Source organism: Gordonia polyisoprenivorans NBRC 16320 = JCM 10675 (assembly GCF_000241325.1).
In the GTDB taxonomy this organism is placed as follows: Bacteria; Actinomycetota; Actinomycetes; order Mycobacteriales; family Mycobacteriaceae; genus Gordonia; species Gordonia polyisoprenivorans.
In genome coordinates, this window is the sequence record NZ_BAEI01000088.1 from 1 (window position 1) to 20,606 (window position 20,606).

Consider the following 20,606-nt stretch of genomic DNA (forward strand, 5'->3'; position numbering starts at 1 on the left):
ATCCGGGGGAACCGCCTGTGCCAAAGCTGGTTTCAGGCCACCGGCCGAGCACACACCCGCGTGACCAGCGCTGCGGTGTCGCGCCGCAATACCTCTTCGAGATCATCGGCGCGTCCGGCGGAGAGCAGACGTGAGCGGGCGGTGGCGTCGGGGTCGGGGATCACGACGAGCACGTCGTCGGTGGCGGTGAGGCCGTCGACGTAGTCGGTGATGGCATCGACGATCGAGTCTTCGTCAACGGCGTACAGGGTTTCCAGTGGCACCATCGGATGTCGCTCGCGCCAGCACGTCGCGAAACCTCCATCAGGGGACACCGCGACCTCGACGTGCACCACCCGGACCTCCCGCCCGAAGGATCGGGCCCGGCGCAGCGCGTCGTCGACCGCGGTGCACGGCTGTGATACCGGCACCACGGCGATCCCCTGTCCGGCAAAGGAGCGGTGGGTGAGCGTCTTTCGTACGAGATCGGCGTGATGGTCGGCGGCGGCCGCGGCGACCCGACGCTTACGGTATGCATGCGAGACCGCCGACATCGACGCAACCAGCACGACGAGCACCACGATGACCCACAACGATCCCTCGTCGGCCTTCATCACGGTCACCACCACTGTGGCCAGGCCGGTCGCTGTGGCGCCGATCGCGTTGAGCGCCAAACGCCATCGCCACCCGCGAGTGCGCGCTGTCCACCAGTGCCGCACCAAACCCAGTTGGGCCAGCGTGAATCCGATGAACACACAGATCGCGAACAACGGCACGAGCAGATTGACGTTGCCCTCGGTCACCGCGATCAGGATGCCGGCGGCAACAGCGAGTACGAGCACGCCTTCGCGGTAGACACCGTGGGTGGCGCGGGTGAGCCGATGCGGCAGATAGTCGTCGGCGGCGACCACCTTCATCAGCTGCGGCAGTCCACCGAAGCTGGTGTTGGCGGCCAACGCAAGCAGGATGACCGTCGCCGCCTGAATGACGTAATACAGTGCACCACGCCCGAATACGCCCTCGGTGATCTGCGAGAGCACGGTCACCCCGTCGCGCGGTTCGATGTGCAGGACCTCCACCAGCGCGGCCACCCCGAGCATCATGACGCCCAGCAGCACACCGAGTGCCACCTCGGCGTGCTGGGCACGTCGAACCCGATTCTGCCGGAACTGCGGGGTGGCGTTGGCGATGGCCTCGACACCGGTCAATGCGGCGCATCCGTTGGCGAATGCCTTGAGCACCAACAGGAGTCCGACGGTGGTGAGGGTGCCGGTGGTGTGTTCGACCGAGGAGTGGGTCGGGTGCCCGCCGGTGATCAGTCCGACGACGATGAGCGAGAGGATCGACACGATGAAGATCACCGTGGGCGCCATGAACACCATTGCGCTGCTGACGATGCCGCGGAGGTTCACCGCGGTGATGAGCACCAGAACACCCAGACCGATCCACACGGTGTACGGCCGAGCCGCGGGGATCGCCGACGTCAGCGCCGCGGTCCCGGCCGCCACCGACACCGCGACGTTGAGCACGTAGTCGATGACCAGGGACGCCGCCGCCACCAGCGCCGGGCGCCGTCCGAGATAGCGCTTCGACGACGCATACGCCCCTCCCCCGTCGGGGAAGACCGCGATCAGCTGCCGATACGACGCGATCAGGATGGCGAGCAGGGCGACGATGGCCGCGCTGACCGGCAGCGTCAGCCCGAGGGCGTGGCTACCCGCGGCGGCCAGAACCACCACGATCGCCTCAGGGCCGTAGGCCACCGACGCCATCGCATCCAGCGACAGTGCGGCGAGTCCGGTGGTCGCGGTCAGACGACGTTTCTCGGCGGGGTCGGGCGGCTCCGGGGTCTGCGGTGTCGATCCGGAATCCGTCGGGGCGGTACGGGTGGCGATGTTCAGCACTGTGCCGTTCTACGTCCGCCAAGCGGGCGATACCGCGTTCCATACGATCTTTTGACGCTGCGCCGGTCATCGTTCACGGCAGCATGACGCTCAGCCCACCCGATACCGTGTGAAGCCTTGCCGGGCCAGAGTGAAGCCGTAGCCATGCGGGTTCTCGCAGGCGAGACCGGCCGAGCGCGAGTAGCAGATGATCGTCAGGTCGGGGCGGGGATTCCAGGTGACGGCGGTGCCGTAGTTCAACGTCGCTCCGACCTGGCGGTAGGCGCCCTGCACCAGCGACGCGCACACCGGCTTGTCGAAGTCCGCCCAGCCGAACATCGTCGCGTTCGTCTCGTCCTGTCGGTCGTACACACCACAGGTGTCTTCGAGGGGTACCGGCACGCTGAACTTGGTCTCGCACAGCAGACTCGTCGACGTGCCGGAGCAGATGACGTTTCCCGATGGCAGGGCGAAGCCGAACGTCGAACCCGGACCGCCGTCGGCGAACTGGGAGGCGGGCAGCATTCGGTAGCTGCCTCGATCGATCACCGGATCGGCCGCGGTGGTCGTCGTGGTGGTTGATGTCTGTGGGCTCAGTTCCAGCCAGAGCCTGCCGTCGGCGATGACGTCGAGATCCGGAGTGGGCGTGACGGTTCCGTCCGAGACGGTGAACGTGACGTTCTTCCACGCGGGTTGCTCGACACCGCTGGATCGGGTGTCGACCGACGCGACGATGCGATCAGGGGTGGCCGACGAGATCCGGATCTCGCGGAACTCGTACGGGCGGATCGCCGACAGTTTGCCGTCGACGAAGATCGCGAGTGCCTCGAACAGACTCGAGCCGGTACCTGCGGGGCGGTCCCGGTCACCGTTCTGGCCGGCGAGGATGGCGTAACCCAATCCCTTTTGGCAGGCGTCGAAGTTGGTGGCCTTCGGATGAGTGTCGAGATGAGCCCACGTGTCCGGAGACGGTCCGCCGGTGGGCACCACGCCGCCGGCCAGCCAGCTCGGTGTGGGTGCACACGACGTGCTCGACGATGCGGTGGCGGTTGCCGTCGCAGTGTGAGTGATCGTTGATGGCGCGGCCTGTTGCGAGCTGTGGCAGCCCGCCGTCACCACGAGCACACCGAGCATCACCGCCGATACACAGAGTCGCCGGAGCACGAGGCCTCCCTTTCGTCGACGCTTGTGGTCACAGTATCGTGCTTTCGCGGACGTATTCTCGATCTGCCTTCTCGCGCGTCGTTCGTCGATCTCTCCGAACGACAGAAGGGGTTGGAACCAGCTCTGACACAACAGGTCTCGAGGATCGGCGCTAGCGCGCCTCACACCTCGACCACCGGGAGGAAGGGACCGGCGGGTTGGCCAATGTCGGACGATCGAATGACGTCGGTGGTGCGGCACCAGCAGTGGCGCAGGAGGTCTCGAGGCTCGGCGCTGGCGCGCCTCACACCTCGACCAGCGGGAGGAAGAGCCCGGCGGGTTGGCCAATGTCGGACGATCGAATGACGTCGGTGGTGCGGCACCAGCAGTGGCGCAGGAGGTCTCGAGGCTCGGCGCTGGCGCGCCTCACACCTCGACCAGCGGGAGGAAGGCGCGGTACCATACGGCGCGACAGCGGAAGTACGGAACCAGCAGCAGCACAGGAGGTCTCGAGGCTCGGCGCTGGCGCGCCTCACACCTCGACCACCGACTATAGGGGGCGGGCGTCAGTGACCGGGGGTCGGGGGGCGACGCAGGATGAGGGATTCGACGGCCTCGTGAGGGACGCGGTCGTGCCACCGGGCGGCGTTGGTGTCGTAGAGTCGCTCGCCTTCCTTGCGGGCCATCTCGGCGTCGAGGAGGTATTCGCGGCAGCGGGCCACGAATTCGGCGTCGTCGTCGTACGGGGTGAGGCCGAAAACCGGACCCAGGGAGCCGATGGCGGCCGAGGTCCCGACGACGGGCAGACCGATGCTCGCGGAATCGAGGAGTTTCACGCGCACCCCACCGCCGGTGCGCACGGGGGCGATAAGTGCACGACAGGTGCTCAGGAAGGCGGTGATGTCGTCGACAAAGCCGAGGTCGCGGACGCCGTCCGGCAGGGTCGGTTGTTTGGCGCCGGCTTTCGGGGCGCCGATGACGCAGAGTTCAGCTCCGTCGATGCCCTTCGAGATCTCCGGCCACAGACGCAGTGCCTCGAGGAAGGCTTCCTGGTTCGGCGGCCATCCCCGAGTACCCATGAATGCCAGTCGCGGGGGCGCGATGTCGCGATGGGCAGGAACCCCGGGCGGCAGGGTGAGATCGATCCATCGTGCGTTCGGAACACCGTTGTCGCGGTAGTACTGCGCTTCGTCGAGGTCGTAGCCACCGAGTGCGTCGGCCTTGCGGGCGACCCGCAACTCGTCGGCGGTGATGCGCGGCGCCTCGAGCCGACCGATGGTCCCGCGGGTCAGCTTCCACACCGACGACTCCGGATTGACGGTGCTGATGACGAACGGTGCCGAGACACTGTGGCGCGAACGCAGAAACGCTTCCGCCATGTACGAGTGCTCGGCGAAATAGACGTCGCTGCAGGTGGCGTCGAGAGCATCAACCAACTCGTCGACGTCGTAGCGGACGTGGCACAGACTGCGGCGCGTCGTCACGCTCTGCCACGCCAAGGACGGGCCCTTCACCGCCGGTTTGGGCACCCGGACGATACTGCCGTCGGCGTTCGGTCCAATCCCCTTGCCCGACAGACACACCGCACGCACATCGAAGTTCTCCCGGGCGATGTCCATCACGACCCGCGACAGCGCGATGTCTCCGCCGTGCTCGTGCTCGGGGTCCTTCGACAACAGAAAGGTCACCGACGTCATCTCATTCACCCTCTCTGACAGTCTGTTCCGGCACTGCCACAGCCTGCTCGGCTTCCACCGCGGGAATCGGACGGCGCACTGCGGCGAGGTAGATGGCCAGCAGTAGCGCATCGGTCACCACCGACGCAATACATGCACCGATCGATCCCCAGTGCGCCAACGCGAACACGAGCAGCAGCTTGATCGGGGCGAGCACGCCGGCGGCAACGCTGCGGACGATGTCGCGTCGTTGCACGTACAACACCGTCATCAGGACGAAGTTGACCACCCGCATCGCGACGAACACCCCGATGATCACCAGCGACCACGCCAGCTGTGTCGAGAACGGTGTGGCCAACATGACCAGGCCTGCGGCAATCACCGATCCGGATGTCGCCACCGCCACGGCGGCAATGTGTTTCGTGGGTGGACCGGCGCTCAGCGCACCTCCGGCCGCGCGTAGCGGCTCGTGATAGGTGTTGCCCAACGCCATGCCGAGTTGGGCTGCAGCCCAACCGACGGTGCTGGCGATCGCGTAGTACCCGGCGATGTCGGAATCGGTGAGGGCACCGAGCAGCAGGATGTCGCCCTGCATGTACGCGGCGTTGGCCAGGTGCTCGGCGAACAGCACTGCGATCAGCCGCGGATGGCCGGGAATGCCGGGGCGGTTGCCCGGCACCAGCATCAGCCCACGCGCGGCGACCACCACGTACGGCAGGGCGTAGAGCATGCTGGCGGCCGTCAGGTTCGGATGCGGTGCCACCAGAAGGTATCCGGCGCCGAGAACGATGCTGGAGAACTGGCGGATGGTGTCCATCCGCATCACCCGATCGGGGTGTCCGTCGCGCAGCGGGGCGCTCTTGACCGCGTTGAACACGATCTCGCCGCCACCGACGACCAGCGCGAACCACGCGAGATAGGAGAACGGCGAGCATGCCGCGCCGGCAATCATCAATCCGATGCCGAGCAGTGCCCGGGAGGCGCGTTCGGTGAGGAAACGTTCCTTGGACTCGCGGATCGCGCGGACGTTGAACGGATTGTCCAGTGGCGCGGCGATGATCGCGCCCAAAGCGAAACCCATCGCGTACTGTCCGTACGATCCGACACCGAGGTGGGCGACGACCACAATGGTCCACAGCAACCCGGAGGCACGGCCACCGTAGGCCCACCCGGCGGCGACCACCGCCTTGATCACGTTGCGGCGACCATCAACGGGAGCAGGGGCGTCGGTCACCGTCACCGCGACCCCGCAGGCTTCGGTGAACTCTCTGACGCCGATGACTTTTCGAGCACCGACGACCACACCGAGACATAGCCCCCGATCACGGTGTCGGGTTCACGCAGCTTGCGCATACCTTCCACGCTCGCGGCCATCACCGCCAAACGCTCGGTGTCGTCGATGATCTCGACGATCTTGCCGGCGAGCGCTGCGGGTGTCTGCTCAGCCGTGACGCCCTCGTCGATCGCCACAGCCCCACCCTCGGCCCCCAACTCTCGCAGCGCACCGTGACCGGTGGTGACGATCGGCGTCAGGTGACTGATGGCGTCGGCGACGACACCCGACGACGGATACGCGGTGCCGTACGGGCTGCGATCGCCGTACGGCACCACCAGCGCCCGGATGGACGCGAAGTAGCCGGCCATCTCCTCCTCGGCCAGCCCGCCGAGGATCTCGATGCCGTCACGGCGTGGCAGGTTTTCGGTCCCGCGGCCGGCGATCCGGATCGCGATGTCGTCGGGCAATTCGTCGCGCAGTCGTTCGACGTGCTCGAATCCCTTGCCCCGGTACACGAGTCCGAAAAGCCCGACGGCGCGCGGACGGCCGGGTGCGGCTGGCATCTCCGGCATGGCGCGCACCGTCAGGGGTGCGACGTGCACCGTGGCGTCCGGATACCGCTCCCGCAGCGATTGTGCACCGATCACGCTGGTGCCGAACAGAATCCGATCACCGAACACACCTCGCTCGACACGACGTGACACCGCCCGCATCGGGAAGTGCAGGCCATGGTTGAGCAGTCGCCGGCGCTGAAGGAATCGGGTGCGCGCAGGCCACCACACCAGTCCGGGCGGGTCGTGCACCGTCGCGGAGATCGCCAGCTTGGCCGACGCCACGAAACCAGCTGTAGGCCAGAAGGATTCCACCGACCCGCCGGAGAACTCGGCATGCAGTACGGTCGGCCGGTCGGACGCCGCGATCAACTCGGTCAGGTGTCGACGCCGACGACGCAGGTCGGCCACGGTGTCGGACCCCGGGCTCCCGTGTCGGACCTCGATCACCTCGGCAACGTGGCCACGTAACGTCTCGGCAAATCGCACCGAATAGGAGCCCACCCCACCGCATTCGGCGCGCGGGCCCACGTGGATCACCCGTAGATCCGCCAACTCTGCCATCACAGTCGGCGTCAGTAGAACAGCGGCCGGTACTTGGGCCGGTATCGGAGCGCGGTCTCGGGACGTTTGGAGATGACGCGGGCGGGCACCCCACCGACGATGTCGAGATCGGCGACATCCTTGCCGACCATGGCGCACGCCGCGACCACCGCACCGCGACCGATGCTCACACCGCTGACAATGGTTGCACGACTGGCGATCCACACGTAGTCACCGATGTAGACCGGCTCGATGACGGGCACGAACTCCGGGCTGGCCGGGTCGTGTTTGCCGGCGATGATCTGGGTGTCGCTGGCGATCACCACGTTGTCGCCGATGCAGATCCCCGACCGGGCGTCGAAGAGCACCCGGAATCCGATGGAGCAGGCCTCGCCGATCCGGATCTGATCGATGTCGAAGACCTGGCAGCCACGCAGGATCGAGGTGTCCTTGCCGATCTTGGCGCCGAACAGCCGCAGGAAGGCCTGCCGGATGGTGTGCGACGGGATGAAGGTGATGAGGTTGTTGTACAGCAGGATTCCGACGCGATTGCGCGCCTTGGCGATCGTGGAGATGTCGTTGAACGAGTATCTCGGCGTGAAATCGTCCCGTTCGGGGACGGTGACGCTCGCCGGGGCGGCCACGGTCTCGTTGTCGCTCACACCATCTCCTTTGCCGATGCTGCCGGTCCGAGGTCGGTCGGGCGGAGTTCTGTCGCTCCGGGCTCTGCAGGTTTGGGGCCGGGAGTGCTCTCGTCGATCACCCGTCGGATCTCACTGATGAAGGCGCTCTCGTCGAACTTGTGCACGTGATGGCGGATGACGTCGGTATCCCAGTCCATCGCCACCACCCGGTCCACCGCGTCACGGATCTGCTCTGGTTCGGGCTCGTCGAAGAATTCACCGTTGATGCCCTCGACGACGGTGTCGAGGAATCCACCCCATCGCAACACCACACACGGCTTGCCGTACATCCCGCCCTCGAGTGGGGTCAGCCCGTAATCCTCGTAACTCGCCGCGACGACCGCGGCGCAGTGCTGATACAGCCACGCCATCTCGGCGTCGGTGAGGTCTTGCAGCATGGTCACATTGTCGGGGCAGATCGCTTGCAGTGCATCTTTTTCCGGACCTCGTCCAACGACGACGAGGCGACGCCCGCTGCCCCGGAAGGCCTCGATGACCTTGTCGACGTTCTTGTAGGACAGCAGCCGCGAGATACACAGGAAGAAGGGGGCGTCGGTCAGCGACGCGTCGGGCGATACCGCACCCTCGACCGGGGCGGGCGCGGTGACCGGCGCGGAGACCACGGTCGAGCTGAGTCCATAGGTGGTGCGGATGCGGTCACGGACCGCATTGGAGATCGCCAGGTAGCGATCGCAGCTGTAGGCGGCGCGACGGTCCCACCGTTTGAGTCCCGGTCCCATCGCCGACATGGCGAACCGTTTGAGTGTGCTCGGCGTCTCCCCGAGGTACACGTCGGTCTGATACAGCCAGCGCGCAGGCGAATAGCAGTAGACGATCTTGGTTCCGGTCGTGGAGAAGCCGTGCGCCCACCCGCTGGTGCTGGTGAGCACGATGTCGGCGTCGATGACCATTCGTGATGCGGCAAACGGCAAGAGCGGCAACGCAGCCCGATGATTCTTGCGCAGGAATCCGATTCGGTTCACCGGCGAGGTCACGACGGTCTTGTCGGCGAACTCCGGATAGGTCTGATCGGGTTCGAAGAGCAGCGTGTGGATCACCGCGTCCGGGAAGGCCCGGCTCAGCGACAGCACCACCTTCTCCGCTCCCCCGCGCTGGGTCAGATAGTCGTGCGCTATGGCGATCCTTGGACGAGGAGCGTCATCAGTAACCACGGGTCCATCCATTCTCTGTGAGTACGCAGCAACACCGATCGCCGTGGCAGGCCAAGGCAGATGCACACGACCGCCACCTACGGGCGCATGCACAATTCGAACCACGGAATCGGTCAGTGCGTGCTGGGAATGCCACCGCATCCCTGGGACAGGGGAAACGCTAACACCGCTTCGGATGATCGGCATCTCGAATGCATTGTGACCGGCATCTCTCGCGCATTCTGTAACGCCACTTACACGCGGTACGAAAACCATTCTTTGTTTCACATTCGGATTCCGAAGAATCCGGCGATCACCCCGCGAGAACGGACGCGGCGTATTTCGGTGTCCAATCGTTGGTGAACAGCGCCCCGAAGTTCTGCTCGCGGTCGGTGGTGCTGGTCCCCGAGTCGCGGATCGTGTAGATCAGCGTCGGACCGGCGAACCCGCAGTTGGCGGCGTACCAGAGCATGTCGGTGATCTGCTTGGCCTGCTCGACCTGACTCACCCCGTCGGGCGAATCGGCGGCGGTGGGTGCACCGATCTCGGTGAACCAGATCTTCTTGGCGCCGTCACCCCGCGCGATCATCAGGTTGCGCAGGCCGACGGTGTCGCTGATGACATTCTCCGGGTTGGTCGTGATTCCGCCGGGAAAGACGTACGGATGCATTGCGGCCGCGTCGAAGTAGCCTTGCACGCCGTTGTTGTACATCGCGGTGTAGTACGAGAGCGGAGAATACGGACCAACCGAACGCGCCAGACCGGCACTGATGACCGTCGCGCCGGGTTGGGCCGCCTTGACCGCCGTGTAGGCGGACTTGAGCAGCGAGGTGTAGCGGGCGGCGTCGACGCTACCGCCGAAGAACAGCGGCAGATTCACCTCGTTCCAGATCTGATAGTTCGACACGTTGGCCTTGTACCGTGCGATCAGGGCACGCAGGAAGGTCGAGAGGTCACCGTTGTCGGTGGGCGGAGCGGTGAAGAAGCTGCCCGCCGGACGTGACCAGGCCGGCGACGACACCACCGTGGCCAGCACTTTCAGTCCGTGCGCGCGGGCGGAGTTGATCAGTCGGTCGGGCGTCGCCCAGTTGTAGGTGCCCTGGGTCGGCTCGATGGTGTTCCAATCGATGACCACTCGCAGCCAACTCGCCTTGGTCTTGGTGACGCCGTCGAGTTCGCGGTTCAGGTCGGCCTGCGACAACCACAACATGTCGCTGCCGCCGGCGAACCCGTACCCGTCCGGCGGAATGGACACCTCCGCGCTCGCGCGGCCCGGCTCGGCGCCGACCATTCCCGCACCGAGGACGGCGATCACGACGAGAACGATTGAGAAAAACCGCAAACGGCGCACCGCGCGAGACATGACATGTTTCATGCACGCATCGTAACCAGAGCTTCTGACACATTCTTCATCAGAGATGAAATACATGTGAATTGCGTGACAATCGCCCGAATGCTGTCCAATTCCGGTAACTCGGCGCGCCAATTCTCGCGCCGCATGCGAACATCTCTTTGTCGGACCCGAGGCACGGGCTCGCCGACGATGCTGCGTCCACGGCATCCACACACATCAGAAATCGGGGTTGGCATGAAAACCGCGCTCATCACCGGGATCACCGGTCAGGACGGCCTCTATCTGTCCGAATTGCTGCATTCCAAGGGCTATCGGGTCGTGGGACTGGTTCGGGGGCAGAACAATCCGAAGGCCGACGGCCTGGCCGCGTCCCATCCCTTCGTGGAGATCGTCTCCGGGAATCTGCTCGACCTGTCGAGCCTGATGCGGGCGATGGCCTTCGCCGATCCCGACGAGGTCTACAACCTCGGTGCGGTCTCGTTTGTCGCGTACTCGTGGCAGAACGCCCGCCTGACCAGCGACGTGACCGGTACGGGCGTACTCAATGTGCTCGAAGCCGTGCGCCTGCACCAGGACACCACCGGCAAGCAGATCCGTTTCTACCAGGCCTCCAGCTCGGAAATGTTCGGCAAGGTGCAGGAAGTTCCGCAACGCGAATCGACGCTGCTGTGGCCGCGCTCGCCATACGGGGTGGCCAAGGTCTTCGGTCACTACATGACCATCAACTACCGCGAGTCCTACGGCATGCATGCCAGTTCGGGTGTTCTGTTCAATCACGAGTCTCCGCGTCGCGGACCGGAATTCGTGACACGCAAGGTCAGCCGTGCGGTCGCACGCATCCACCTCGGCCTCCAGGAGTCGCTGGCGCTGGGCAACCTCGACGCCAAACGCGATTGGGGTTTCGCCGGCGACTACGTGCGAGCGATGTGGCTGATGCTGCAGCAACCCGAGGCCGACGACTATGTGATCTCCACCGGCGAGACCCACTCCATCCGCGAACTCCTCGACGTGGCCTTCGACGAGGTGGGCATCAGCGACTGGGAGCGCTATGTGCACATCGATCCGCGCTTCTTCCGTCCGGCCGAGGTGGACCTGCTGATCGGTGACTCCAGCAAGGCGCGTGCGCAACTCGGCTGGAAGCCGGAGGTCGACTTCGACGCTCTCGTCCGGATGATGGTGCGTTCGGACGTCGCGGCCGAATCCGGCTCCGTGACACGCGAAGTGGCGTGATGCCCCACCGCGCGCTGATCACCGGCGCGAGCGGCCAGGACGGCCGGCTGCTCCTCGCGGCACTCACCGAACGCGGATGGACGACCACCGGAGTGGTCGGTCCGAGCCGTCATCGGGAACTCGACATCGCCGCGCCCGGAGACGCCGAGTGCGTGGCGGTCGATCTCGGCGACGTCGACGCATGCGCGTCGGTGGTCGAGATGGTGCGGCCCGACGTCATCTTCCATCTCGCCGCGGTGTCGTCGGTCGGTCAGAGCTGGCAGGACCCGGTACACACCGGTCAGGTCAACGCCCAGGCGACGGCCGCATTGCTCACCGCGGCCCGGGATCTGGTGCGTGACGGCCATCCGGTGCACGTGGTCAACGCCTCCAGCGGAGAGATCTTCGCCGGCACACACAGTGCGCCGCAGAACGAGTCGACCCCGATCTGCCCGACGTCACCGTATGGGGTGTCGAAGGCCTATGGTCATCTGCTTGCCGCGGCGTTCCGCGCGCAGGGGGTGGGCGTGTCGAACGCGATTCTCTATCCGCACGAGTCGCCGCTGCGGGCTCCGCACTTCGTCACCCGCAAGATCACCCGGGCGGTCGCCGAGATCGCTGCCGGAACGAGATCCGAACTCGCGCTGGGCAATCTCGCCGCCCGACGGGACTGGGGTTGGGCGCCGGACTATGTCGAGGCGATGATCTCGATGGCCACCGAGCGGGCCGACGACGACTTCGTGGTCGCCACCGGCGTCTCCCACAGCGTCGCCGACTTCGCCGGGGCGGCGTTCGCGGCCGCGGGCATCGCCGACTGGCATCGTCACGTCCGCACCGACAAGTCGTTGTTCCGGCCCGCCGACAGCATCGACCTGGTGGGCGACAGCACTCGGCTGCGGACCACGCTGGGCTGGCGCCCCACCAAGACCTTCAGTGAGGTGGTGGCGGCGATGGTCGAGCATGACATGACGTCGGTCGAGCATGCCGACGCCGCGGCTCAGCCCGCCGGGTCGGGCCGGACCGTGGCGTAGGCACGGAACATCCGCTCCCCCAACACCTGGGCTCCGGCCGCGTTGTAGTGGATGGCCTCACCGGGGTTGTGCATCCCCTCGGGGCCCTCGACGAAGACACACATCGCATGGCGCGCCGGTGTATCTCGGTGTACGGCATCGATTCCGGGGTAACGGTCGTGGCCGGTGGTGATCTCCTCGGGCACCATCTGCCCGAGGACGAACGGCACGGTGCCGAAGCGGTCACGCAGCCGCCGGATGAGTGTGTCGAGCCGGTCCCGATAGGTCTCCGGTGCCGTCAGCGGTACGTCGCTCTCCCCCTGATGCCACAGCACCGCAACGAGTTCGGACTCGGGACCGGCGGCCCGGAGCGCGCCGGCGATCTGGGCGACGGCCCGGTCGAACAGATTGACGCGCACCGATCTCTGGTCGGGGTCCCAGCTGAATCCGTTCTTCGGGTGGAAACTGGTGTCGCCGCGGGCCGCGGGAACGAGCAACACGGAGCCGTCGATGTCCTCGGCGAGCAGCCGGCCGAAGGTGGTCCCGAATCCGACGCCTGCACCGGGGGTTCCGTGCAACAGCGGATCCTCGGCGAGCAGGATCTGTCCGCGGCGGCGTCCGCACCCGGGCCATTGATGCACCCGCGGATCGGTGACCGGTGCGGCCGAGGGATCGAGGAGCCGGCCCGCACCATGGGCGTTGGACTGGCCGAGGACGGCAACGACCTGATAGGGCGGTGTCGGCGTGACCGGTGTGCCCGAGGCCAGTGCCCGTTTGACGGTGTCCTTCGCGCGGGTACGCCACTGTGCGGCCTTCGCGGCGTCGCCGTGAAGCCGCAGGTCGGCGGCCGTCGGGGTCTGATCGGTCTGATCGGTCATGGGGTCATCCTCCTGCGCAGGTGTCGGGAGCGGTTGCGCCCGTGAATCTCTGGCCGATCCATCCGAGGACGGCATCCCCGTTGAGGTCGCCGTGTCCCTTGTCCGGCTGGAAGTCGGCGTCGACGACGGTGCCGGCCGCACACAGTTCACCGATGTAGGCGCGAGTCCAGTCCGGATCGATGAAGGTGTCCTTGCCGCCGTAGGCGATGAGCAGCGGCACCGGTGTGTGGGTGACGGGCGCGCGGGATCGCATCAGTCGGGCGGCCAGCCGGTTCTGTGCGTCGATGGTGCGTGGCCCGATGTCGGTGGGGCGCAGTTGTGTGGCGACGGCCTCGCGTCGGGCACCGGCCGACGGTGCGCACTGCGACAACGCATCCCAGCCCGCCACGGCGGCGCCGGCGCGGTAATCGTCGAGGGCAACGGTGTGATCGCCACGTGCCCACGATTCGATCACCCATTGCAGCATCAGTCGCTGATCGGGGGTGGCGATGCCGGCGCGTGCCTTCGCGGCCACACCGACGACGTCGGCGGCCGGGGCGAGCGCGGCGGCACCGAGCATCTCGAGTCCCGCACCGTAGGTGGGGAATTCGGTGGCGGCGGCGACCACAGCCCCGCCGCCCTGGGAGCCACCGTAGGCGACGAACCGCGGTGAGGTGTCGGCGAGCACCGCACGCGCGGCGCGCACACTGTCGATGACGTTGAATCCGGCGGTGGGGGCGTCGAGATACGGGTGTATCCCGGGTGCGCCGAGTCCCTGATAGTCGGGCAGCGTCACCACATATCCTTGTCGGGCGAGGTTGCCGGCGAGCGCCCCGAGACCGTACATGCCCTTGGTGACCGACGGCGCACATGGCGTGTTGATCCCGGTGGTGCCGTGGGCGAAGGCGATCACCGGCCGGCCACCGCGCGGTGGGTCACCGGTACCGGCCACGACGACGGCGCTGACCACCGTGGGTGTGTTCGTGGTGGCGTCGGTGGACCGATAGGTCACGCGAAAGGCTTTGACCCCGGCGAGTTTCGTCGAGATCGGCAGCCCGTTGAACGTCTCCGCCGTCACCACCGATCCCGGGCCCTGACCGGGCCGGAATCCCACCGACTCCTTGCCGACGACGAGGATCGAGGCGAGTCGCACCGAGATCACCACCACCAGAACGAGGAGCACGATCACCGCGACTGCGAGCAGACCGAACAACACCCGGTGTCTACGGATGACTCCCGTCATCGCACCTTGAACCGACGCGCATAGGTCATGGCCGGCTTCTCCACGAGATGGAAGGTCACGCCGGCCAGCGCGAAGCTCACCGCGCTGCATGCCACGATGTTGACCGCCAACCCGGCCCAGGAATCCCCCTGCAGCACACCGAGCCTGATCAGCACGATGATCACCGGGAAATGCCACAGGTAGATGCTCAGCGAGATCCGCCCAAGATATTCCAGGGGCCGCCAGTCCAGGGCGCGAGCGAAGACGCTGTCGCCGCCCGCCGCCATCGGCAACACGATGATCAGGATGAGCAGACCGGAGGCGAGTGCGGTGAAGGTGGACTGGAAGTTGGAGCCGGCGGCGATGAGTACCAGCATGATCAGCAGGCTCGGCACGATGGCGACGATCGCCGCGATCCGGATCGGACGTACCCGGCGGGCGTCGATCATTCCGACGCCGACGGCCACGAACACCACCGTCGCCAGCATCCCGAAGGCGAAGTTGTCGCTGGAGGCCAGGAAGCTGCGCAGTACGACGGCCGCCCAGTTGGGTCCCCAGTTGGCCTCGATGGTGGTGGTGATGCCCGCGCGGTCGGTGAGCCAGGCGGCCAGGATCTTCCCGGCGATCCCGAGCACGATGAGGATCGCCGGTGGTGCGAGGACGAGCACGGCGAGGTTGGTGCCGAATCGTCGCCGCAGGAACCACATTGCCGCGCCGAACACCGGAAGGCAGGCGTAGAAGACGAGTTCGAGGGTCAGCGACCAGGACGGGCTGATGCCGGTCTGCAGATAGTGCGGGAAGTAGGACTGCAGCAGGGTCAGGTTGGTGGCGAGCAGTCCGGGGTCGGTGATCATGCCGGTGCCCGCGTCCGTGCCGGTGTGGCTCGACGCCCACTCGTTGTGCAGGAACGAGGCCTGCAGCGCGAAGTTCACGATGAGGAAGATGACGAGATAGCCCGGGAACACCCGCAGCAGCCGATGGATGACGTAGGCGCGGGTGTCGGGCTGGGTCTGCTTGTGCTGCAGCAGGGCTCGCACATACGGCAGATACAGCAGGAAACCCGACAGCGCGAAGAAGAAGATCAGTGCCTGCCCGAGCATCGCCAGACCGCCCTTGGCCATCGTGTCCGGGGAACACTGATTGGCCACGTGCACGATGAGGACCGCCCAGCACGCCACACCGCGCGGTCCGTCGAGTCCGCGGATGCGGCCGGCCTTGTAGGTCGGAGGGCTCACGGGGTCCGCGGACGGCGCGGCGGGCGTGACGGGTGGCTGCCGTCGGTCGGCGAGTTCTTCGGTCATCGTTGCTCACTCCCGGGGGCGGTGCCGCATGTGGAGAAGGCCGGCTCGTCGTCGAACCTGTTGAGAATCCAGCCGACAACACTGTCGCCGGCGACGCCGCCGTGGTCGGCGTCCGGTTGGAATTGCGATTGCAGCGTGGCGCCGTTGGCGCATGCCGACCCGATCGCGGCGGCGGTCCACCGCGAGTCGATCAACTGGTCGCGCCCGCCGTAGAGCACCAGCATCGGTGCGGCCGGGCGCTGGTCGGGCACCGCGCGCCGGGCCAGCAATGCGGTGAGGGCGGCGGCGTCGGCCGGTGAGTCCGGCGTCAGATCGTCGGGACTCAACGATCGCAGGATGCTCGCCCGCGCCTGTGCGTGCACCGGAAGGCATTGGGCGAGTTCATCCCAATGGCTCTTGGCCGCACCGCGCACGTACTTGCCGAGGTCGAATCCGGGGTTCTCCTGTTGCACGGCGAGGATCAACCAGGTGTAGAGGCCGTACTGGTCGAGGGTCAGTTGCCGCCGGGTGGCCAGATCGACCAGACCGGAGAACTGCGCGGCCGGCGACAGGCTCGCCGTCCCCCGCAGATCGAGTCCCGCTCCGTATGTGCCGGCCAGCGTGTTGGCCGCCCACACCGCTTGTCCGCCTTGGGAACCGCCGAGCGCGGCCCACCGGGTGGAGACGCCGGGCACCAGCGCCCGGGCGGCCCGGACACCGTCGATGACGTTCATCCCCTCGGTGCGCGCGTCGAGGTAGGGGTGGGTGGGATCGCTGCTGCCGGGGTAACCGAGGCCCTGATACTCCGGCACGACCACCACATAGCCCTGCTCGAGCCACGCCGCGGCGGTGGCGGCGAGATCGCCGAGAGTGGGGTCGAGGGTCACGCCGCATTCGCCGAGAAGTCCGGTGGTGCCGTGGGCGAGGACGACGGTGTCCCACCCATCGGCGGGACGCGCCGAGGACGGGACGAACACCGCACCCCACACCGTCGTCGGGGCTCCGGTGCGACCGTCGGTGGACGCGTACCGGATTCGCAGCGCGGTGCTCGCCTGCGCGGTCACGCGGCGGTCGAGGTACGGCATGGTCTGCGCGGCGCGCAGCGCGCCCGGTCCGGTCCCACTGGTGTTGACGTCGTAGGCCACACCGGGGTCGCCGGAGTCGGTGGGAGCGGGGTCGGGGTTCGACGAGCATCCGGTGGCGACGACGGCGACGATCACCAGGATCGCCAGCCACCATCCCGCGAGACGGCGCGATGGTGCGGCGCCGACCGCTGTTTGGCCGGACGGCTCGCGAATGTCTGTCATCGGTCGGCCCCCATCGCCGGTTCACGCACGCGGACAACTGCTTCCCGCGGTGCCTCGATGACGTCGCGGGAGATCCCGACGCCCAGGACGCACACGCTCGAGAGCACCACCCCGAGGACCAGCGCGGTCAGCAGCGTCGTCGAAATCCCGGGTGACACCGACGTAGCGGACGAGCCGGCGTCGATCACCTCGGCGTCGTATTGCGGCATGCCGTCGGTGCGGCTCCATTCGAGTTCGGTGACCAACCCGGCAAGGTTCGTGCCGACCCCGCGGGCCAACGTCTGCGCGGCGTCGGCGGTCGGGCCCTTCGCGACGACGGTGAGCACGGCTCCGTCGCCGTAGGGCAGCACCGTGATCCGGCTGCGCAGCGTGGCGATGTCGGCGCCGCCGAGGGCGCCGGTGGCGTCGGCGAGCCGGGTCCGACCGAGGACCTGATCGGAGACGGCGAGGTCGCTGTAGCTCGAGATACGCAGTCGCCCTGCCAGATCGGAGGCCTGTGCCGCCGAGACCGTCGCCGGTCCGGTCGCGGTGACCAGCAGCCGTGCCTGCGACTCGTAGGAGTGCGGCAGGAAGATGAAGGCCACGAGTCCGGCCACCACCGCCCCGAGGGTCGCGGCGGCGATCACCGGCAGACCACGGACCCACAGTGCGGCGTAGTCGGCGGGTGTGCGGTCGCTGGGGGATCTCATGGCAGGTCACCACAATTCGCCGGTGGGGTGGGTCCGCCGTTGACGAGGCTGCGCATCCAGGCGACCGACTGGCTGGAATCGAGTGTGGCGTGGGTTTCACCGATACGTTTGATGGCCTGTATGTGACCGCCCTGCCGACAGGACTGCGCGATCACGCGGGCGGTCCACGGCCAGTCGATCAGCGGGTCGTCGGAGCCGTACATGATGAAAAACGGTTTGCCACCGAAGTTCCCGGTACCCAGCGGGAGACCGGTGCGATCGAGCCAGTCGTAGAGGCGCTGCCCGGCGGCAGCGGTCCTGGGTCGCAGATCTTGTGGCCCCAGCGACGCCGTGGCACGCAACTGACCCGCGAAATTGCCTGCGGGGATGCAATTCAGCACCTCTTCCCACACCGACTTCGCATAGGACGACCGGTAGTCGTCGGCGTTGAACTGATCGGGCAGCACCCGCGACAACGCGTCGATGAGATACGCGAGCAGCGGGTACTGATCCCGGGTGAGGGTCCCCGCCTCGGCCTTGGTGACCAGATCCCGCATGTTCGACACCGGAACCAACCCGACCGTACCCAACAGGTCCAGACCACCGCCGTAGGAGTCGGCGAGATCGCCTGCGGCCCAGGCGGCCATCCCACCGAGTGACACCCCGTAGGAGATCCACTTGTCCGACAGCGACGGGTAGGTGGCGCGGGCGGCGCGAACCGCGTCGATCATGTTGTACCCATAGGTGCGCGCATCGAGGAACGGGTTGTCGGCGTCGTCCATACCGAGGCCCTGATAATCGGTCATGGCGACGGCGAAACCGTTGTACAACAACGCCGCGATGATCACGTCGTTGCCCAACAGATTGGTGTAGAGCGAGGGACCGCACTTGTGGCGGACGCCGGAGTTGCCGTGGCCCAGTGCGACGGTCACCCATCCACCGGCGGGGGGTCGGCCGCCGGGAACCGCGACGACCCCGGACACGACGGTCGGTTGGCCGGTGATCCCGGAGGTGGATCGGTATTCGACACGATGCACGACCGCACCCAGTTCGGTGATCGGCGCGATGTCCTCGGAACCCGCCATCCCCACGGTCAGCACCGAACCCGGCGCCGATCCGCCGGCGGCACGATCGACGCTCGGCGCAGGCTCCGGCGTCACCAATGGTGACCCGGAGACGTCGGGGGCCAGGGCGATCGCCCCGGGTTGGTCGTCATGGGCGGCACACGCCGACGCACCGAGAATCATGGTGGCCGCCAGGACGATCACCGTCCTCCATCGCCGACGCGGCCCACCCGGGGTGCTGTGAAGCCGGTGCTGGTTCACCGCGACTCACGCAGTGCGGGCTCGGGCCGTGTCGACCCGGTGGCCGTGGGTTCGGGAGTCGGCTCCGGGGAGTCCGCGGACGGTTGGCCGGCGTCGGTCCTCGCCGGGGTGCCGGCGTCCGCCGATGATGCACGGCGAGCCGGTGCACCGAAGGTCAGTACCGTGCCGATCACCGTGCCGACGGTGGCAACGGACTCCACAGCGGCACGCAGCGCAGAGCGGGTGGTGCGGCCGCGACGGGCGACGACGACGACACCGTCGGCCAGCCCTGCGATGGCGCGTGCGTCCGGGCCGACCGCCCCGGCGTCGACGACCACCACATCGAAGTGCTGACGTGCCTGTGCGAGAACCGTTTCCAGTCGGTGCGAACCCAGGAGTTCCCCTGGCGACGGGGGCACGGGACCGGCCGGCAGGAAGGCCGGCGTGGTGGTGGTGCGGACCTGCCCGAGCAGGTCGGACTCTCCGGTCAGGATAGTCGACAGGCCGGCATTCGCCCCGGCGGCGAGGTGCGCCGTGAGGGACGGGTCGCGCAGATCGCCGTCGATGAGCACCACCGATTGACCCGACCCGCCGATCTCGGCGGCGAGATTGGCCGCGACACTCGACGTGCCGACGTCGGGGCCGGAGCCGACGACCGCGAGAACTCGTGGTGCCGCGCCGTCGGGAGTGCGTTTTGCGCCGATGAACCTGACGTTGGTGCGCAGGTCGCGGTAGGCGTCGCCCTGGGGATCGTGCGCGAGGTCGGTGATGAGTGGGGCCTCGGCGCGGGCCGGTTCATCGGCGATCACCGCGAGGACCGGAAGGTCTGCGGTATCGGCAAGTGCGAGTGGGTCGTTGACGCGTCGGCGGGCCCGCAGGCCGAGCAGGAGCGCGACGACGAGACCGAGGAGTAGACCCACCACGGCGCCGAGGGCGGTCAGCAACCACCACGCCGGCCCGGCGGGCGCACCGGGCAGCGATGCCTCGTCGTAGACGATGGCGGTGGCCGCGGGTTCACCACCGCGCCGGGAGGTCTCGAGTTCCTGGACGACGGCGACCGTCTCCCGGGTGACCGCCGCGGCCTCCGACTGGGCGCGGGCGGCGGAGGCGGCACTCACCGAGATGTCGAGGATGACGGTCTTGTCGATCGGGGTGGCCGTCGTCGACGCCTTCAGGTCGGCGGCACTCACCTGGCCGTTGAGGGCACGTGAGGCACGTTCGGCGACCTGGTCGCTGGTGGCGACCTGGGCATAGGAATTGACCCGAGCCTCGGCGAAAAGGTTGTTCTGGTACGACTCCCCAACCGATGTGCCGCCCTCCGCGGAGACGAACAGCTTTGCCGTCGACACATATTTGACAGGCTGGATGAACATTCCGTAAACAAATCCGGCAGTGGCGAGAATCACCATTCCGGCAATCAGCACCCACCAGAACTTCACGAGAATGTGAACGTATTCCCGAACAGCCACCGGGCAAGCTCCTTTCAGTCGGCCGGACCCACCTCTAAGCC

Annotated in this window: 17 protein-coding genes; 2 read left to right on the forward strand and 15 right to left on the reverse strand. The window is 67.1% G+C overall.

What is annotated here, in order from left to right; all coding sequences use genetic code 11:
- Positions 1–32 precede the first annotated feature (32 nt).
- The 8 genes from GOPIP_RS24910 to GOPIP_RS24945 form a co-directional block, all read right to left on the reverse strand.
- On the reverse strand, positions 33–1,883 hold the full coding sequence (locus tag GOPIP_RS24910; RefSeq protein ID WP_006372628.1) for an APC family permease: 1,851 nt from the start codon (positions 1,881–1,883) through the stop codon (positions 33–35).
- Between the two features lie 90 nt (positions 1,884–1,973).
- The gene (locus GOPIP_RS24915; protein ID WP_006372629.1) at positions 1,974–3,026 is read right to left on the reverse strand and encodes a hypothetical protein; all 1,053 of its coding nucleotides are present in this window, start codon (positions 3,024–3,026) and stop codon (positions 1,974–1,976) included.
- A gap of 545 nt (positions 3,027–3,571) precedes the next feature.
- Positions 3,572–4,702 carry a glycosyltransferase gene (locus tag GOPIP_RS24920; protein ID WP_006372630.1) on the reverse strand — a complete coding sequence of 377 codons (1,131 nt, stop codon included), beginning with the start codon at positions 4,700–4,702 and terminating at the stop codon, positions 3,572–3,574.
- A gap of 1 nt (position 4,703) precedes the next feature.
- Positions 4,704–5,915, reverse strand: coding sequence for a lipopolysaccharide biosynthesis protein (locus tag GOPIP_RS24925; RefSeq protein ID WP_050955324.1), 1,212 nt, complete (start codon positions 5,913–5,915; stop codon positions 4,704–4,706).
- Positions 5,916–5,917: 2 nt separating this feature from the next.
- Complete coding sequence (locus tag GOPIP_RS24930) at positions 5,918–7,072, reverse strand: glycosyltransferase (RefSeq protein WP_006372632.1); 1,155 nt, start codon at positions 7,070–7,072, stop codon at positions 5,918–5,920.
- 11 nt (positions 7,073–7,083) lie between these two features.
- Positions 7,084–7,713: an acyltransferase gene (locus tag GOPIP_RS24935; protein WP_006372633.1), complete on the reverse strand. Its 630-nt coding sequence runs from the start codon at positions 7,711–7,713 to the stop codon at positions 7,084–7,086.
- Positions 7,710–8,906 (reverse strand): glycosyltransferase, encoded by a 1,197-nt coding sequence (locus GOPIP_RS24940; RefSeq protein ID WP_006372634.1) that lies wholly within the window; start codon positions 8,904–8,906, stop codon positions 7,710–7,712. Before GOPIP_RS24940 ends, GOPIP_RS24935 begins: the two co-directional genes overlap by 4 nt.
- A gap of 292 nt (positions 8,907–9,198) precedes the next feature.
- The gene (locus GOPIP_RS24945) at positions 9,199–10,260 is read right to left on the reverse strand and encodes a beta-galactosidase (protein WP_006372635.1); all 1,062 of its coding nucleotides are present in this window, start codon (positions 10,258–10,260) and stop codon (positions 9,199–9,201) included.
- A gap of 213 nt (positions 10,261–10,473) precedes the next feature.
- On the opposite strand from GOPIP_RS24945, the gene GOPIP_RS24950 reads away from it, so the two are divergent.
- Positions 10,474–11,469 carry a GDP-mannose 4,6-dehydratase gene (locus GOPIP_RS24950; RefSeq protein ID WP_006372636.1) on the forward strand — a complete coding sequence of 332 codons (996 nt, stop codon included), beginning with the start codon at positions 10,474–10,476 and terminating at the stop codon, positions 11,467–11,469.
- Positions 11,469–12,479, forward strand: a complete 1,011-nt coding sequence (locus tag GOPIP_RS24955) for a GDP-mannose 4,6-dehydratase (RefSeq protein WP_006372637.1) — start codon at positions 11,469–11,471, stop codon at positions 12,477–12,479. The genes GOPIP_RS24950 and GOPIP_RS24955 overlap by 1 nt, the downstream gene beginning before the upstream one ends.
- On the opposite strand, the gene GOPIP_RS24960 is transcribed toward GOPIP_RS24955, so the two are convergent.
- Genes GOPIP_RS24960 through GOPIP_RS24990 form a run of 7 tightly spaced genes read right to left on the reverse strand, consistent with a single transcriptional unit; the run spans position 12,446 to position 20,565 of the window.
- Positions 12,446–13,336, reverse strand: a complete 891-nt coding sequence (locus GOPIP_RS24960; protein ID WP_006372638.1) for a sialate O-acetylesterase — start codon at positions 13,334–13,336, stop codon at positions 12,446–12,448. The genes GOPIP_RS24955 and GOPIP_RS24960 overlap by 34 nt on opposite strands.
- 4 nt (positions 13,337–13,340) lie before the next feature.
- Complete coding sequence (locus GOPIP_RS24965; protein ID WP_006372639.1) at positions 13,341–14,558, reverse strand: alpha/beta hydrolase family protein; 1,218 nt, start codon at positions 14,556–14,558, stop codon at positions 13,341–13,343.
- Positions 14,555–15,838, reverse strand: coding sequence for an acyltransferase family protein (locus GOPIP_RS24970; RefSeq protein WP_006372640.1), 1,284 nt, complete (start codon positions 15,836–15,838; stop codon positions 14,555–14,557). The genes GOPIP_RS24965 and GOPIP_RS24970 overlap by 4 nt, the downstream gene beginning before the upstream one ends.
- Positions 15,835–17,124 carry a lipase family protein gene (locus GOPIP_RS24975; RefSeq protein WP_006372641.1) on the reverse strand — a complete coding sequence of 430 codons (1,290 nt, stop codon included), beginning with the start codon at positions 17,122–17,124 and terminating at the stop codon, positions 15,835–15,837. The genes GOPIP_RS24970 and GOPIP_RS24975 overlap by 4 nt, the downstream gene beginning before the upstream one ends.
- Positions 17,121–17,813 (reverse strand): YveK family protein, encoded by a 693-nt coding sequence (locus tag GOPIP_RS24980; RefSeq protein WP_006372642.1) that lies wholly within the window; start codon positions 17,811–17,813, stop codon positions 17,121–17,123. The genes GOPIP_RS24975 and GOPIP_RS24980 overlap by 4 nt, the downstream gene beginning before the upstream one ends.
- Positions 17,810–19,060 (reverse strand): lipase family protein, encoded by a 1,251-nt coding sequence (locus GOPIP_RS24985; RefSeq protein ID WP_006372643.1) that lies wholly within the window; start codon positions 19,058–19,060, stop codon positions 17,810–17,812. Before GOPIP_RS24985 ends, GOPIP_RS24980 begins: the two co-directional genes overlap by 4 nt.
- 53 nt (positions 19,061–19,113) lie before the next feature.
- Positions 19,114–20,565, reverse strand: coding sequence for a tyrosine-protein kinase domain-containing protein (locus GOPIP_RS24990; protein ID WP_006372644.1), 1,452 nt, complete (start codon positions 20,563–20,565; stop codon positions 19,114–19,116).
- Positions 20,566–20,606: the final 41 nt, after the last annotated feature.

Bases quoted from the DNA above. Each gene is read 5' to 3' on its own strand.
- GOPIP_RS24920 (WP_006372630.1), bottom strand. From the start codon at position 4,702: ATGACGTCGGTGACCTTTCTGTTGTCGAAGGACCCCGAGCACGAGCAC.
- GOPIP_RS24930 (WP_006372632.1), bottom strand. From the start codon at position 7,072: ATGGCAGAGTTGGCGGATCTACGGGTGATCCACGTGGGCCCGCGCGCC.
- GOPIP_RS24945 (WP_006372635.1), bottom strand. From the start codon at position 10,260: ATGAAACATGTCATGTCTCGCGCGGTGCGCCGTTTGCGGTTTTTCTCA.
- GOPIP_RS24950 (WP_006372636.1), top strand. From the start codon at position 10,474: ATGAAAACCGCGCTCATCACCGGGATCACCGGTCAGGACGGCCTCTAT.
- GOPIP_RS24955 (WP_006372637.1), top strand. From the start codon at position 11,469: ATGCCCCACCGCGCGCTGATCACCGGCGCGAGCGGCCAGGACGGCCGG.
- GOPIP_RS24960 (WP_006372638.1), bottom strand. From the start codon at position 13,336: ATGACCGATCAGACCGATCAGACCCCGACGGCCGCCGACCTGCGGCTT.
- GOPIP_RS24965 (WP_006372639.1), bottom strand. From the start codon at position 14,558: ATGACGGGAGTCATCCGTAGACACCGGGTGTTGTTCGGTCTGCTCGCA.
- GOPIP_RS24970 (WP_006372640.1), bottom strand. From the start codon at position 15,838: ATGACCGAAGAACTCGCCGACCGACGGCAGCCACCCGTCACGCCCGCC.
- GOPIP_RS24975 (WP_006372641.1), bottom strand. From the start codon at position 17,124: ATGACAGACATTCGCGAGCCGTCCGGCCAAACAGCGGTCGGCGCCGCA.
- GOPIP_RS24980 (WP_006372642.1), bottom strand. From the start codon at position 17,813: ATGAGATCCCCCAGCGACCGCACACCCGCCGACTACGCCGCACTGTGG.